Source organism: Escherichia sp. E14V7 (genome assembly GCF_004212225.1).
Lineage (GTDB): Bacteria > Pseudomonadota > Gammaproteobacteria > Enterobacterales > Enterobacteriaceae > Escherichia.
Genome location: NZ_RHJJ01000016.1, coordinates 116,383 through 131,844 on the forward strand (window position 1 = coordinate 116,383; position 15,462 = coordinate 131,844).

At 53.1% G+C, this 15,462-nt stretch carries 15 protein-coding genes; 7 read left to right on the forward strand and 8 right to left on the reverse strand.

All coding sequences use genetic code 11. The features are described from left to right. The first annotated feature begins 271 nt into the window (after window positions 1-271). From lldP to trmL, 4 genes are all read left to right on the forward strand, one after another. Window positions 272-1,927 carry an L-lactate permease gene (gene lldP / locus D9741_RS18540; protein WP_130215198.1) on the forward strand — a complete coding sequence of 552 codons (1,656 nt, stop codon included), beginning with the start codon at window positions 272-274 and terminating at the stop codon, window positions 1,925-1,927. Further along, on the forward strand, window positions 1,927-2,703 hold the full coding sequence (gene lldR, locus D9741_RS18545) for a transcriptional regulator LldR (RefSeq protein WP_130215196.1): 777 nt from the start codon (window positions 1,927-1,929) through the stop codon (window positions 2,701-2,703). The genes lldP and lldR overlap by 1 nt, the downstream gene beginning before the upstream one ends. Further along, window positions 2,700-3,890 (forward strand): quinone-dependent L-lactate dehydrogenase, encoded by a 1,191-nt coding sequence (lldD, locus tag D9741_RS18550; RefSeq protein WP_130206682.1) that lies wholly within the window; start codon window positions 2,700-2,702, stop codon window positions 3,888-3,890. The genes lldR and lldD overlap by 4 nt, the downstream gene beginning before the upstream one ends. A gap of 102 nt (window positions 3,891-3,992) precedes the next feature. Beyond that, window positions 3,993-4,466 (forward strand): tRNA (uridine(34)/cytosine(34)/5-carboxymethylaminomethyluridine(34)-2'-O)-methyltransferase TrmL, encoded by a 474-nt coding sequence (trmL, locus tag D9741_RS18555; protein ID WP_000932351.1) that lies wholly within the window; start codon window positions 3,993-3,995, stop codon window positions 4,464-4,466. 52 nt (window positions 4,467-4,518) lie between these two features. Here the strand turns inward: trmL and cysE are convergent, their stop codons facing one another. The 5 genes from cysE to D9741_RS18580 all read right to left on the reverse strand — a co-directional run bounded on the left by cysE (window position 4,519) and on the right by D9741_RS18580 (window position 7,792). Then, complete coding sequence (gene cysE / locus D9741_RS18560) at window positions 4,519-5,340, reverse strand: serine O-acetyltransferase (RefSeq protein ID WP_001277565.1); 822 nt, start codon at window positions 5,338-5,340, stop codon at window positions 4,519-4,521. Between the two features lie 79 nt (window positions 5,341-5,419). Beyond that, the gene (gene gpsA / locus D9741_RS18565) at window positions 5,420-6,439 is read right to left on the reverse strand and encodes an NAD(P)H-dependent glycerol-3-phosphate dehydrogenase (RefSeq protein ID WP_112914747.1); all 1,020 of its coding nucleotides are present in this window, start codon (window positions 6,437-6,439) and stop codon (window positions 5,420-5,422) included. Continuing rightward, window positions 6,439-6,906 carry a protein-export chaperone SecB gene (gene secB / locus D9741_RS18570; RefSeq protein ID WP_130206686.1) on the reverse strand — a complete coding sequence of 156 codons (468 nt, stop codon included), beginning with the start codon at window positions 6,904-6,906 and terminating at the stop codon, window positions 6,439-6,441. Before secB ends, gpsA begins: the two co-directional genes overlap by 1 nt. 62 nt (window positions 6,907-6,968) lie before the next feature. Beyond that, on the reverse strand, window positions 6,969-7,220 hold the full coding sequence (gene grxC, locus D9741_RS18575) for a glutaredoxin 3 (protein ID WP_000024392.1): 252 nt from the start codon (window positions 7,218-7,220) through the stop codon (window positions 6,969-6,971). A gap of 140 nt (window positions 7,221-7,360) precedes the next feature. Beyond that, a complete protein-coding gene (locus D9741_RS18580) occupies window positions 7,361-7,792 on the reverse strand; it encodes a rhodanese-like domain-containing protein (RefSeq protein WP_130215194.1) in 432 nt (143 codons plus the stop codon). Between the two features lie 244 nt (window positions 7,793-8,036). Between D9741_RS18580 and gpmM the strand changes: the two genes are divergently transcribed. The 3 genes from gpmM to D9741_RS18600 are packed head-to-tail and all read left to right on the forward strand — an operon-like array spanning window position 8,037 to window position 11,837. Then, window positions 8,037-9,581 (forward strand): 2,3-bisphosphoglycerate-independent phosphoglycerate mutase, encoded by a 1,545-nt coding sequence (gene gpmM, locus D9741_RS18590; protein WP_130215192.1) that lies wholly within the window; start codon window positions 8,037-8,039, stop codon window positions 9,579-9,581. A 33-nt stretch (window positions 9,582-9,614) separates the two neighbouring features. Further along, window positions 9,615-10,874: a murein hydrolase activator EnvC gene (gene envC, locus D9741_RS18595; RefSeq protein WP_001626259.1), complete on the forward strand. Its 1,260-nt coding sequence runs from the start codon at window positions 9,615-9,617 to the stop codon at window positions 10,872-10,874. 3 nt (window positions 10,875-10,877) lie between these two features. Continuing rightward, window positions 10,878-11,837 (forward strand): divergent polysaccharide deacetylase family protein, encoded by a 960-nt coding sequence (locus tag D9741_RS18600; protein ID WP_130215190.1) that lies wholly within the window; start codon window positions 10,878-10,880, stop codon window positions 11,835-11,837. Here D9741_RS18600 and waaH read toward each other — a convergent pair. The 3 genes from waaH to kbl form a co-directional block, all read right to left on the reverse strand. Then, window positions 11,824-12,858, reverse strand: coding sequence for a UDP-glucuronate:LPS(HepIII) glycosyltransferase (waaH, locus tag D9741_RS18605; protein WP_130215188.1), 1,035 nt, complete (start codon window positions 12,856-12,858; stop codon window positions 11,824-11,826). The two genes, D9741_RS18600 and waaH, sit on opposite strands and share 14 nt — an antisense overlap. Window positions 12,859-13,096: 238 nt before the next feature. Continuing rightward, complete coding sequence (tdh, locus tag D9741_RS18610) at window positions 13,097-14,122, reverse strand: L-threonine 3-dehydrogenase (protein WP_130206693.1); 1,026 nt, start codon at window positions 14,120-14,122, stop codon at window positions 13,097-13,099. Between the two features lie 13 nt (window positions 14,123-14,135). Next, window positions 14,136-15,332, reverse strand: a complete 1,197-nt coding sequence (gene kbl, locus D9741_RS18615) for a glycine C-acetyltransferase (protein ID WP_130215186.1) — start codon at window positions 15,330-15,332, stop codon at window positions 14,136-14,138. Window positions 15,333-15,462: the final 130 nt, after the last annotated feature.

Below are 15,462 nucleotides of genomic sequence, written 5' to 3' on the forward strand. Positions count from 1 at the left end.
GGGCAATTCTCTGATGAGGATTGCCCTTTTCTTTACCAGACATCTCCTCCTACAAAAATTGGCCCTACCAATTCTTCGCTTATCTGACCTCTGGTTCACAGTTCCCCAATTAAAACTCACATAACCGTTGCCAATTAATAACATTTGGTTAACCATTCATTGTCATTATCCCTACACTACAAAATTGGCAGTGCCACTTTTACACAACGTGTGACAAGGAGATGAGCAACAGACTCATTACACGATGTGCGTGGACTCCAGGAGACCTGCAATGAATCTCTGGCAACAAAACTATGATCCCGCCGGGAATATCTGGCTTTCCAGCCTGATAGCATCGCTTCCCATCCTGTTTTTCTTCTTTGCGCTGATTAAGCTCAAACTGAAAGGATACGTCGCCGCCACCTGGACGGTTGCCATCGCCCTGGCCGTGGCTTTGCTGTTCTATAAAATGCCGGTCGCCAACGCGCTGGCCTCGGTGGTTTATGGCTTCTTCTACGGTTTGTGGCCAATCGCGTGGATCATTATTGCGGCGGTGTTCGTCTATAAGATCTCGGTGAAAACCGGACAGTTTGACATTATCCGCTCGTCGATTCTTTCGATAACCCCAGACCAGCGTCTGCAAATGCTGATCGTCGGTTTCTGTTTCGGCGCATTTCTCGAAGGGGCTGCGGGCTTCGGCGCACCGGTGGCAATTACCGCCGCATTGCTGGTCGGCCTGGGCTTTAAACCGCTGTACGCCGCCGGACTGTGCCTGATTGTTAACACCGCGCCAGTGGCATTTGGTGCGATGGGTATTCCAATTCTGGTTGCCGGACAGGTAACGGGCATCGACAGCTTTGAGATCGGCCAGATGGTGGGTCGTCAGCTACCGTTTATGACCATTATCGTCCTGTTCTGGATCATGGCGATTATGGACGGCTGGCGCGGTATTAAAGAGACGTGGCCTGCGGTCGTGGTTGCAGGTGGTTCGTTTGCCATCGCACAGTATCTCAGCTCCAACTTCATTGGGCCGGAACTGCCGGACATTATCTCTTCGCTGGTATCGCTGCTCTGCCTGACACTGTTCCTCAAGCGCTGGCAGCCAGTACGCGTTTTCCGCTTCGGCGATCTGGGTGCATCGCAGGTTGATATGACGCTGGCTCACACAGGTTACACGGCGGGTCAGGTGCTGCGAGCCTGGACACCGTTCCTGTTCCTGACCGCCACCGTAACACTTTGGAGTATCCCGCCGTTTAAAGCACTTTTCGCTTCGGGCGGCGCACTTTATGAATGGGTGATCAACATTCCGGTGCCGTATCTCGACAAACTGGTTGCCCGTATGCCGCCAGTGGTCAGCGAGGCTACAGCCTATGCCGCCGTGTTTAAGTTTGACTGGTTCTCTGCCACCGGCACCGCCATTCTGTTTGCTGCGCTGCTCTCGGTTGTCTGGCTGAAGATGAAACCGTCTGACGCTCTCAGCACCTTCGGCAGCACGCTGAAAGAACTGGCGCTGCCCATCTACTCCATCGGTATGGTGCTGGCGTTCGCCTTTATCTCGAACTATTCCGGGCTGTCGTCAACACTGGCGCTGGCACTGGCGCACACCGGTCATGCATTCACCTTCTTCTCGCCGTTCCTCGGCTGGCTGGGGGTATTCCTGACCGGGTCGGATACGTCATCTAACGCTCTGTTTGCCGCTCTGCAAGCCACGGCCGCACAACAAATTGGCGTCTCTGACCTGTTGCTGGTTGCCGCCAATACCACCGGCGGTGTTACCGGGAAGATGATCTCCCCGCAATCCATCGCTATCGCCTGTGCGGCGGTAGGCCTGGTTGGCAAAGAGTCAGACCTGTTCCGCTTTACCGTCAAACACAGCCTGATATTCACCTGTATGGTGGGCGTGATCACCACGCTTCAGGCTTACGTCTTAACGTGGATGATTCCTTAATGATTGCTACACCCAGACGCCTGTCAGACGAAGTTGCCTCCCGTGTGCGGGCGCTGATTGATGAAAAACAGCTGGAGGCGGGCATGAAGTTGCCCGCTGAACGCCAACTGGCGATGCAACTCGGCGTGTCGCGTAATTCACTGCGCGAAGCGCTGGCAAAACTGGTGAGCGAAGGCGTACTTCTTAGTCGTCGCGGTGGTGGCACATTTGTGCGCTGGCGTCATGACGCGTGGTCGGAGCAAAACATCGTCCAGCCGCTGAAAACGCTGATGGCCGATGATCCGGATTACAGTTTCGATATTCTGGAAGCCCGCTACGCCATTGAAGCCAGCACCGCATGGCATGCAGCGATGCGCGCCACGCCTGGTGACAAAGAGAAAATTCAGCTTTGCTTTGAGGCAACGCTCAGCGAAGACCCGGACCTCGCTTCGCAAGCGGACGTTCGTTTTCATCTGGCTATTGCCGAAGCCTCGCATAACATCGTGCTGCTACAAACCATGCGTGGTTTCTTTGATGTTCTGCAATCCTCGGTGATGCAAAGCCGTCAACGGATGTATCTCGTGCCGCCCGTTTTTTCACAACTGACCGAGCAGCATCAGGCAGTCATTGACGCCATTTTTGCCGGGTATGCCGACGGGGCGCGTAAAGCGATGATGGCGCACCTCAGTTTTGTCCACAGCACCATGAAAAGATTCGATGAAGATCAGGCGCGCCGTGCACGGATTACCCGCCTGCCCGGTGAGCATAATGAGCATTCGAGGGAGAAAAACGCATGATTATTTCTGCAGCCAGCGATTATCGCGCCGCAGCACAACGCATTCTGCCGCCGTTCCTGTTCCACTATATGGATGGCGGCGCATATTCTGAATATACCCTGCGTCGTAACATGGAAGATTTATCAGAAGTGGCGCTGCGCCAGCGTATTCTGAAAAACATGTCCGACTTAAGTCTGGAAACGACGCTGTTTAATGAGAAATTGTCGATGCCAGTAGCGCTGGCTCCAGTGGGCTTGTGCGGCATGTATGCGCGACGCGGCGAAGTTCAGGCCGCAAAAGCGGCGGATGCGCATGGCATTCCGTTTACCCTCTCGACGGTTTCCGTTTGCCCGATTGAGGAAGTCGCACCAGCCATCAAGCGCCCAATGTGGTTCCAGCTTTACGTACTGCGCGATCGCGGTTTTATGCGTAACGCACTGGAACGAGCAAAAGCCGCGGGGTGTTCGACGCTGGTTTTCACCGTGGATATGCCAACGCCGGGCGCACGCTACCGTGATGCGCATTCGGGTATGAGCGGCCCGAACGCCGCAATGCGCCGCTACCTGCAGGCGGTGACTCACCCACAATGGGCGTGGGATGTGGGCCTGAATGGTCGTCCGCATGATTTAGGTAATATCTCGGCTTACCTTGGCAAACCGACCGGGCTGGAAGATTACATCGGCTGGCTGGGGAATAACTTCGATCCGTCCATCTCATGGAAAGACCTTGAGTGGATCCGCGATTTCTGGGATGGCCCGATGGTGATCAAAGGGATCCTCGACCCAGAAGATGCGCGTGATGCGGTACGTTTTGGCGCTGACGGGATTGTGGTTTCTAACCACGGCGGTCGTCAGTTAGATGGTGTGCTCTCTTCTGCCCGCGCACTGCCTGCTATTGCGGACGCGGTAAAAGGGGATATCGCCATTCTGGCAGATAGCGGCATTCGTAACGGGCTTGATGTCGTGCGTATGATTGCGCTCGGTGCCGACACCGTACTGCTGGGTCGTGCTTTCCTGTATGCGCTGGCAACGGCGGGCCAGGCTGGCGTGGCTAACCTGCTGAATCTGATCGAAAAAGAGATGAAAGTGGCGATGACGCTGACGGGCGCGAAATCGATCAGTGAAATTACGCAAGATTCGCTGGTGCAGGGGCTGGGTAAAGAGTTGCCTGCGGCGCTGGCTCCGATGGCGAAAGGGAATGCGGCATAGTCGTTTCCCCCTTGCCCCTCTGGGGAGAGGGCCGGGGTGAGGGGAAAAGGCCGCACGGCTCACCAATTTTCTGCTATCCTGCCCCCGCACTAAGGGGGCAGTATGCTAAACATCGTACTTTACGAACCAGAAATTCCGCCAAATACTGGCAACATCATCCGTCTTTGCGCTAACACCGGCTTTCGTCTGCATATCATCGAACCAATGGGATTTGCCTGGGACGATAAGCGCCTGCGCCGCGCAGGGCTGGACTACCACGAATTTACCGCCGTTACGCGTCATCATGACTACAGCGCGTTCCTCGAAGCAGAAAATCCCCAGCGCCTGTTTGCTCTCACTACAAAAGGTACGCCCGCACATAGCGCCGTAAGCTATCAGGATGGCGATTATCTGATGTTCGGCCCGGAAACACGCGGCCTTCCAGCGAGCATTCTTGATGCCCTGCCCGCTGAACAAAAAATTCGTATTCCGATGGTGCCAGACAGCCGCAGCATGAACCTGTCCAATGCGGTGTCGGTAGTGGTGTATGAAGCCTGGCGGCAGCTGGGGTATCCGGGAGCGGTGTTGAGAGATTAGTTACTGTATGCCGGATAGATGATTACATCGCATCCGGCACAATCACAGGACGTCAGATCCCATCACCATACTCAAACGTATGGTTAATACCGTTGAAATGCTGGTCCATATCCATTGATGGCTTATCGCTGTCTGGTTTACCGACAATGCGTGCCGGAACGCCAGCGGCGGTAGTATGCGGCGGCACCGGTTGCAACACCACGGAACCTGCGCCAATCTTCGCGCCGCGCCCAACTTCAATATTGCCGAGAATTTTCGCGCCCGCGCCAATCATCACGCCTTCACGAATTTTCGGGTGACGGTCACCGCTGGTTTTCCCAGTACCGCCAAGGGTGACGGATTGCAGAATCGACACGTCGTTTTCAATCACCGCCGTTTCACCAACGACAATGCCCGTCGCGTGGTCGAGCATAATGCCACGGCCAATTTTTGCTGCCGGGTGAATATCGACCTGGAACGTCACAGAAACCTGGTTTTGCAGAAAAATAGCCAGTGCGCGACGGCCCTGATTCCACAGCCAGTGACCGATGCGATACGCCTGCAAGGCATGAAAACCTTTCAGGTATAACAACGGCGTTGAGTATTTATCGACTGCCGGGTCGCGGGTACGCACCGCCTGAATATCACAGGCCGCAGAAGCGATCATTTCCGGGTCAGCGGCGTAGGCTTCTTCAACCACTTCGCGGATAGCAATGGCAGGCATGATTGGCGATGACAGCTTGTTCGCCAGCATGTAGCTCAGCGCACTGCCAAGGTTTTCGTGCTTGAGTAGCGTCGCGTGGTAAAAACTGGCCAGCATTGGCTCACAGTCCGCCAGCGTTCTGGCTTCAGCTTTAATATTGTTCCAGACAATTTCCAGTTCTTCACACGACATTGCTTACTCCACACGATGAGATAATGACCGGCCCGTTCTGCGCGGGCCGGGTCATAGCGGTAACAAAGGTTCCCTGGGTTTAGTGGCTGCTGCGCTCGTCCTTGCGTGCGCGACCTAGTAAAGTCAATGCTGCCTCGCGCGCGTTTTTTCCGCAATATAATACTTGATAAATTTCCTCGGTTATTGGCATTTCAACGCCGAAGCGATGCGCCAACTCGCGGACTTCTTTCGTATTGCGATAGCCTTCCACCACCTGACCAATCTTCTCCTGCGCGCTTTGTACATCCATGCCCTGACCGAGCATCATGCCAAAACGGCGGTTACGCGACTGGTTGTCGGTACAGGTAAGCACCAGATCGCCCAGCCCCGCCATGCCCATAAAGGTGGCAGGATCGGCACCCAGCGCCGCGCCAAGACGCGACATCTCAGCCAGGCCACGGGTAATTAGCGCCGTTCGTGCATTCGCGCCAAAACCGATACCGTCGGACATCCCCGCGCCAATGGCAATGACGTTTTTCACCGCGCCACCAAGCTGCACGCCAATGAAATCCGGGTTGCTGTAAACGCGGAAACTTTTGCCACAGTGCAGCAACTGCTGGAGATCATCGGCGAAGGTCTGGTCGGTAGAGGCCAGCGAAATAGCCGTCGGTAAACCTGCTGCCAGTTCTTTCGCAAATGTTGGGCCAGAGATAACCGCTAGCGGAATTTGATCGCCTAACGCCTCACGCGCCACGTCCTGTAACAGACGCCCGGTTTCCGCTTCCAGACCTTTAGTCGCCCACACCAGACGCGCATCAGAACGCATCAGCGGTTTAATCTGGCGCAGCACTTCACCAAAGACATGGCTGGGTACGACGACGAGAATATTACGGCTGGCTGCCAGCGCGGTGGCGAGATCGCTTTCAAGATGGAGCGTATCGGGAAAAGGCACATCGGGGAGAAACGCGGCGTTACAGCGGTCGCGTTCAAGCGTTGCGATATGTTCAGGGTCATGGCCCCAGAGGACAACCTCGTGGCCATTTCTTGCCAGGGTGATGGCAAGAGCGGTGCCGTACGAGCCGGCACCGATCACAGTCATTGAAGCATTACGTTGATTCATCAGGCATCCTGATGTTCTTCAGTACCTTCGCCAGCCTGCTGCTGCAAATAGTTCATGAACAGCGCATCGAAGTTAACCGGCGCAAGGTTCAGTTGCGGGAATGTACCGCGGGATACCATGCTGGTGATGCATTCACGAGCATACGGGAACAGAATGTTCGGGCAGTATGCGCCCAGGCAATGTGCCAGCTGGGTGCCTTCGATACCCGCGATGGAGAAAATACCGCCCTGCTGAACTTCACACAGGAACGCAGTTTCTTCGCCCAGGGATGCCGTTACGGTAACACGCAGTACCACTTCGTAAACGTCATCTGCCAGTTGAGAAGATGCCGTATCCAGATCAAGTTTAACTTCTGGCTGCCAATCTTTCTGGAAAACGTGCGGCGCGTTCGGCGCTTCGAAAGAAATATCCTTGGTATAAATACGTTGGATCTGGAAAGTCATTTCGGTGTTGTTTTGTTCTGACATGTGTAGAAAACCCTTAAGTGTTGTCCTTAAATACTGCGCAATGTAATGCCAACGTTCACACGTTATTTCAGCAGGGGATCCAGTCCACCACGTGCATCCAATGCATACAAGTCATCACAGCCGCCAATGTGCTGTGCGTCAATAAAAATCTGGGGAACCGTGGTGCGACCGCTGCGTTTGATCATCTCTTCACGCTTAGCGGCGTTGCCATCGATCGGCAGCTCCTGAAAACTCACGCCCTTGCTGCTCAGCAGTGCTTTTGCACGATGGCAATACGGGCAGGTTTCTTTGGTATAGATTTCAACATTGGCCATAACTTAGCTCCTGTTTTTTACCCTGAAATTTCATGTTGCAGGGCGGCAGCAAAATGGAGTGTCCCCAGAAGCTTATAACAATAAGTCGCTGGGGGCATAATTGCAGCTAACGGCCTGCATCATGAAAGACGACAGGTAAATTATTTGCCGCGCACCAGAGGCAAGTTTTCGCCAGCCCAGCCAGCGACGCCGTCTTTCAGCACGAATACTTGCGCAAAACCAGCTTTCGTCAGCGCGTTTGCAGGCTCCTGGCACTGCATGCCAGAACCGTCTACCACGATAACCGGTTTGTCTTTGTGCTTCTCAAGCTCACCAACATTGTTGGCTTTGATTTCGCTCGGCAACAGATTGATAGAACCTGCGATATGGCCTTTACGGAAGTCATCACGCTGACGTAAATCCACAACCACAGCGTCTTCTTTGTTGATCAGACGCGTAGCTTCACCACGAGTAATCACCTTCACTTTCGAGGTCAGGCTCTTAAACGTAGTGACAAGAACCGCCACCAGTAACGCGATCCAGGCGATACTCAGTATGGGATGACGGCCAACAAATTGCATAATTTCTTGCATGGGGGGTAACAACTCCCGACGTAGTGATTAAAAAAACCAGGAAAGGAGTATACCTGCGCAGTGCGGCAAATACAGCCAGCGCGTTAACTGGAATGCAATTTTGCGGGGCACTACGAAAAAAAATCGCAAATCTGGCATCGGCTTGCCGCGAGCGGTCGTATATTTTGATCTTCAGAGGCTATTTTATCGATTCAGCTGTAGTAAAATTACGCAAATTTTGACTCTTGAGTATGAGGTTGTCGCAATGTCGGTTTCTAAAAAACCTATGGTACTGGTGATTCTGGATGGCTATGGCTATCGCGAAGAACAGCAGGATAACGCCATTTTTAGTGCTAAAACCCCGGTAATGGATGCACTGTGGGCCAATCGTCCGCATACCCTGATCGACGCTTCCGGTCTGGAAGTCGGTCTGCCTGACCGTCAGATGGGTAACTCCGAAGTAGGCCACGTTAACCTGGGTGCCGGCCGCATCGTGTATCAGGACCTGACTCGTCTGGACGTTGAAATCAAAGATCGCGCTTTCTTCGCTAACCCGGTACTGACTGGTGCGGTAGATAAAGCGAAAAACGCAGGCAAAGCAGTACACATTATGGGTCTGCTCTCCGCAGGCGGCGTACACAGCCACGAAGATCACATCATGGCGATGGTAGAACTGGCAGCTGAACGCGGTGCAGAAAAAATCTATCTGCACGCATTCCTTGACGGTCGCGACACTCCGCCGCGCAGTGCTGAATCTTCGCTGAAAAAATTCGAAGAGAAATTTGCCGCGCTGGGTAAAGGCCGCGTAGCGTCCATCATTGGTCGTTACTACGCCATGGACCGCGACAATCGTTGGGATCGCGTTGAAAAAGCCTATGACCTGCTGACTCTGGCGCAGGGTGAATTCCAGGCCGATACTGCCGTTGCTGGTTTGCAGGCTGCTTATGCTCGCGACGAAAACGACGAATTCGTGAAAGCGACCGTTATCCGTGCGGAAGGCCAGCCAGATGCAGCAATGGAAGACGGCGACGCGCTGATTTTCATGAACTTCCGTGCTGACCGTGCGCGTGAAATCACTCGTGCATTCGTGAACGCTGATTTTGACGGCTTCGCGCGTAAGAAAGTGGTTAACGTCGATTTCGTGATGCTGACCGAATACGCCGCTGACATCAAAACCGCAGTGGCTTACCCACCGGCGTCTCTGGTTAACACCTTCGGCGAGTGGATGGCGAAAAACGACAAAACTCAGCTGCGTATTTCCGAAACCGAAAAATATGCCCACGTTACTTTCTTCTTCAACGGTGGCGTAGAAGAGTCGTTCAAAGGCGAAGATCGCATTCTGATCAACTCACCGAAAGTGGCTACCTACGATCTGCAACCGGAAATGAGCTCCGCAGAGCTGACCGAAAAACTGGTTGCGGCAATCAAGAGCGGCAAATACGACACCATTATCTGTAACTATCCGAACGGCGACATGGTAGGTCACACCGGGGTGATGGAAGCGGCGGTTAAAGCGGTAGAAGCGCTGGATCACTGTGTTGCAGAAGTGACAAAAGCCGTTGAGTCCGTGGGTGGACAACTGCTGATCACCGCTGACCACGGTAACGCTGAACAGATGCGCGATCCGGCAACGGGTCAGGCACACACAGCACACACCAACCTGCCAGTTCCGCTGATTTACGTTGGTGATAAGAACGTGAAAGCGGTTGAAGGCGGTAAGCTTTCTGACATCGCACCGACCATGTTGTCGCTGATGGGGATGGAAATTCCACAAGAGATGACTGGTAAGCCGCTGTTCATCGTGGAATAATCCCTCCCCATGAGGGGAAAGGCGATTAATACCATGACACGGGCCACGAAACCGCGCAGGTTTGCAGTCAGGCCCATCATTTACGCCAGCGTTCTTAGCGCTGGCGTATTGTTGTGCACGTTTTCCGCCCACGCGGATGACCGCGACCAACTCAAGTCTATTCAGGCCGATATCGCCGCGAAAGAGCGCGCGGTACGCCAACAGCAACAACAACGCTCAAGCCTGCTTGCTCAGCTGAAAAAGCAGGAAGAGGCGATCTCCGAAGCCACTCGCAAGCTGCGCGAAACGCAAAACACGCTCAATCAACTGAATAAACAGATTGATGAGATGAACGCGTCGATTGCCAAACTGGAGCAGCAAAAAGCCGCCCAGGAACGCAGCCTCGCCGCACAACTGGATGCCGCGTTTCGTCAGGGTGAACATACCGGTATTCAGCTGATTCTCAGCGGTGAAGAAAGCCAGCGCGGTCAACGATTGCAGGCTTACTTCGGCTATCTCAACCAGGCGCGACAAGAAACCATCGCCCAGTTGAAGCAAACGCGTGAAGAAGTCGCCATGCAGCGTGCCGAACTGGAAGAGAAACAAAGCGAGCAACAAACGCTGTTATATGAGCAGCGCGCCCAACAGGCGAAACTGACTCAGGCGCTGAACGAGCGTAAAAAGACGCTGGCGGGGCTGGAATCTTCCATCCAGCAAGGTCAGCAGCAGCTAAGTGAACTGCGTGCCAACGAATCCCGTCTGCGTAACAGCATTGCCCGTGCAGAAGCGGCAGCGAAAGCGCGTGCTGAACGTGAAGCGCGCGAAGCCCAGGCGGTTCGCGACCGTCAGAAAGAAGCGACGCGTAAAGGCACCACCTACAAACCGACTGAAAGCGAAAAATCGCTGATGTCCCGTACCGGTGGTCTGGGCGCGCCGCGCGGTCAGGCATTCTGGCCGGTTCGCGGGCCAACGCTGCATCGCTATGGCGAACAGCTACAAGGCGAACTGCGTTGGAAAGGGATGGTTATCGGTGCTTCTGAAGGTACTGAAGTTAAAGCGATTGCCGACGGTCGGGTGATTCTGGCTGACTGGCTGCAAGGCTACGGTCTGGTGGTGGTGGTTGAGCACGGTAAAGGCGACATGAGTCTTTACGGCTATAATCAGAGCGCACTGGTGAGCGTTGGTTCGCAGGTTCGCGCGGGCCAGCCAATTGCACTGGTGGGCAGCAGTGGTGGTCAGGGTCGGCCTTCACTCTATTTCGAAATTCGCCGCCAGGGTCAGGCGGTCAATCCACAACCGTGGTTGGGAAGATAAGTTTTGTTTCCATTTCGTCGTAACGTTCTTGCATTTGCCGCGCTGTTGGCGCTCTCCTCCCCCGTAATTGCTGGCAAACTAGCCATCGTCATTGATGATTTTGGTTATCGCCCGCACAACGAAAACCAGGTGCTGGCAATGCCCTCCGCGATCTCCGTCGCCGTGTTACCCGATTCACCGCACGCCAGAGAGATGGCGACCAAAGCGCATAACAGCGGTCACGAAGTGTTGATCCATCTGCCAATGGCACCGTTGAGTAAACAGCCGCTGGAGAAAAACACGCTGCGCCCGGAGATGAGCAGCGACGAAATTGAGCGCATTATTCGTAGTGCGGTCAATAACGTGCCCTATGCCGTGGGAATCAACAACCACATGGGCAGCAAAATGACCTCTAACCTGTTTGGTATGCAGAAAGTGATGCAGGCGCTGGCGCGTTACAATCTTTACTTCCTCGACAGCGTAACCATCGGTAATACCCAGGCGATGCGCGCCGCACAAGGCACTGGCGTGAAGGTTATTAAACGGAAGGTGTTCCTCGACGATTCGCAAAATGAAGCGGATATTCGTGTACAGTTTAATCGTGCAATTGACCTGGCGCGTCGCAACGGTTCGACCATCGCCATTGGTCATCCACATCCCTCAACGGTACGCGTATTGCAACAAATGGTTTATAACCTGCCGCCAGACATTACGCTGGTGAAAGCCAGCAGCTTGCTGAATGAACCACAGGTCGATACATCTACACCGCCGAAAAATACTGTGCCCGACGCACCGCGTAATCCGTTCCGTGGCGTGAAGCTGTGTAAACCGAAAAAACCGCTGGAGCCAGTTTATGCGAATCGCTTCTTTGAAGTATTAAGCGAAAGCATCAGCCAGAGCACGCTGATCGTTTACTTTCAACATCAGTGGCAAGGCTGGGGCAAACAGCCCGAAGCGGCGAAGTTTAACGCTAGCGCAAATTAAAGGCGCTACGCGTAATGCGATGGTGCGATCGTGTTTTGTCGCGCCATTGCCATAAGCGGAAAGACCACAGTAATGCCTGATAACCCACCTTTACGCTGCGGACATTAGTAATCAGGCGCTTATACATGCCGGAAGTAAATATCTCAGCAATCATCCGTTGGCGGATAATAATATCTGGCTCTTTGCGCACCGCATGGCAAACACGCAATGCTTCGTAAGTTATTTGCTGATGAAATTCCGGATAAATTGTAATTTTGTCGGCATAATTTCGATTTAATTTCTCCAGCAGGCGGGTAATTTTAATATAGTGACGTTGATAATTAAGGTTTTTATTCCCTTGTCTATTCAACCGACTCACTGACGTATTATGCAGATAATATTTATATAACGATTGCTCGGTATATCGCGCACGCAGCGCGTTAAACATAAATTCTGTTGTCCAGACAATATCCTGATGATGTAATCCGGCAATAAATTTAATGTTATTTTTTACAATAACATCGCGGCGATAAACGCCCATCCAGACAACGTGAGTCCAGCGGCGAGAAGAAAGTCCCATCCGCAGCCAGTCCGGGCCGGTTAATACGCCGGTTGAGCGTATGCGATCGGTGGGAATGGATTGCCAGGTTTCCCCCGTTTCACGAAAACACCAGTCAGCGTTGCACTGCGCCACGTCGAGATCGTCCTCTAACGCCATGGTCATCAGCGTTTCATACATGGTGGGATAGACTTCATCATCAGCATCGACAAAAGCAACATATTTGCCCGTCGCTGCCTCGATCCCGCGATTACGCGCCACCGATGCGCCAGCATTCGCCTGATGCAGCAAGCGAACATGTGGATGTTTTTCTGCGTAATGCTTTGCTATTTCAACAGAATTATCCGTTGATCCATCGTTAATAATAATAATTTCCAGAGCAGTCCAGGTTTGCGCAATTAAAGATTCCATGCAAGCGTTGAAATCATCTCCCGCATTATATAACGGGATAATAACACTTAGTTTATTGGTGCTGTTCATCATAAATTACCGACGACCTCTGAAGTTACCCTAACGTTGTACAGGCTTTGTATTAAGAAACCATTAAGCTTGTGAAATATTATTTTTACGGGTGAGAAAGTCACTTCAGGCTAGAGAGATAATGAAAGCAGCAATATAAGATAACAGCGCAATTACGATATCTTTATTACACTGACAGGATTTTACATATTTAACGGATTATCCTCAGGAGAAAGGGCTGGAATACCAGCCCTTGTTCGTGTTAATCCCAGCTCAGAATAACTTTCCCGGACTGGCCCGAACGCATGGCATCAAAGCCTTTCTGGAAATCGTCGATGGAGAAACGATGGGTAATGATTGGCGAGAGATCCAGACCAGACTGAATCAGCGCCGCCATCTTGTACCAGGTTTCAAACATCTCACGACCGTAAATACCTTTAATGAACAGGCCTTTAAAGATCACTTTTGTCCAGTCGATAGACATATCAGACGGCGGGATACCCAGCATCGCAATACGACCACCGTGATTCATGGTGTCCAGCATCGTGCGAAACGCTGACGGCGCACCAGACATCTCCAGACCAACATCAAAGCCTTCAGTCATGCCCAGCTCGGCCATCACGTCATTGAGGTTTTCTTTGGCGACGTTAACCGCACGAGTGATGCCCATTTTGCGCGCCAGCCCCAGACGGTATTCGTTAACATCAGTGATCACCACGTTGCGTGCACCAACGTGTTTCGCTACCGCCGCGGCCATAATACCAATTGGGCCTGCACCAGAAACCAGCACATCCTCGCCGACCAGATCAAACGATAGCGCCGTATGCACCGCATTTCCGAACGGGTCAAAAATTGCGGCTAAGTCATCGGAAATATTGTCGGGGATTTTGAAGGCGTTGAACGCCGGGATCACCAGATATTCGGCGAAGCAGCCCGGACGGTTAACGCCGACGCCGATCGTGTTGCGGCACAGATGGGTACGACCGCCACGACAGTTGCGACAGTGACCGCAGGTGATATGGCCTTCGCCAGAAACGCGATCGCCGATCTTGAAGCCTTTCACTTCCTGACCGATGCCAACCACCTCACCGACATATTCATGGCCGACAACCATCGGTACTGGGATGGTTTTTTGCGACCACTCATCCCAGTTATAGATGTGAACGTCAGTCCCGCAGATGGCTGTTTTACGGATTTTAATCAGCAGATCGTTATGTCCGAGTTCCGGTTCAGGAACGTCGGTCATCCAGATGCCCTCTTCCGCTTTCAGTTTGGATAACGCTTTCATCTCACATCCTCACTCAGGCGATTACGCCCAGTTGTTTACCAATACGCGTGAACGCTTCTACCGCACGCGTAATTTGCTCAGGGGTATGCGCCGCAGACATCTGGGTACGAATACGCGCCTGACCTTTCGGAACGACCGGATAGAAGAAACCGGTGACGTAAATGCCCTCTTTTTGCAGTTCACGGGCAAATTTTTGCGCCACTACAGCATCGCCAAGCATGACCGGAATAATGGCGTGATCAGCACCCGCCAAGGTAAAGCCCGCCGCCGACATCTGCTCACGGAACTGGCGCGCGTTCGCCCACAGACGGTCACGCAGCTCACTGCCCGCTTCGACCATCTCCAGCACTTTAATGGAAGCAGCCACAATGGCAGGTGCCAGTGAGTTGGAGAACAGGTACGGGCGAGAACGCTGACGCAGCCACTCAACCACCTCTTTACGCGCTGCGGTGTAACCACCAGAAGCCCCGCCCAGTGCTTTACCCAGCGTGCCGGTGATGATATCGACACGGCCCATCACATCGCAGTATTCATGGGAGCCACGTCCGTTTTCGCCGACAAAACCGACCGCATGGGAATCATCCACCATCACCAGCGCATCGTAAATATCTGCCAGATCGCAAACCCCTTTCAGGTTGGCAATTACGCCATCCATAGAGAACACGCCATCGGTGGCGATTAACACATGGCGCGCCCCGGATTCACGCGCTTCTTTCAGGCACGCTTCCAGCTCCTGCATATTGTTGTTGGCATAGCGATAGCGTTTGGCTTTGCACAGTCGCACGCCGTCGATGATCGAGGCATGGTTCAGAGCATCGGAGATAATGGCGTCTTCCGCGCCCAGCAACGTTTCAAACAGACCGCCGTTGGCATCAAAACAGGAAGAGTAGAGAATCGCATCTTCCATGCCGAGAAATGCTGCCAGTTTCTGCTCAAGCTCTTTATGGCTATCCTGGGTGCCGCAAATAAAACGCACCGAAGCCATGCCGAAACCGTGAGAATCCATTCCCGCTTTTGCCGCCGCAATCAGTTCCGGATGATTCGCCAGTCCGAGATAGTTGTTGGCACAAAAGTTAATGACGTGGCTTCCATCAGCCACAGTGATATCTGCTTGCTGCGCAGACGTAATAATGCGTTCTTCTTTAAACAACCCTTCCGCCCTTGCGGTTTCCAGATCGTTAGTTAACTGCTGATAAAATTCTCCACGCATTGCGATTCTCCAGACAGGGCAATTTCCAGCACATATTACCCAAACTTATAGTTTGCGACGAGATGACGCGTTAACACTTCTGTAAAATTTAGAATAAATAACGTCCATCCCCCTCACTTTCGGCGAATGG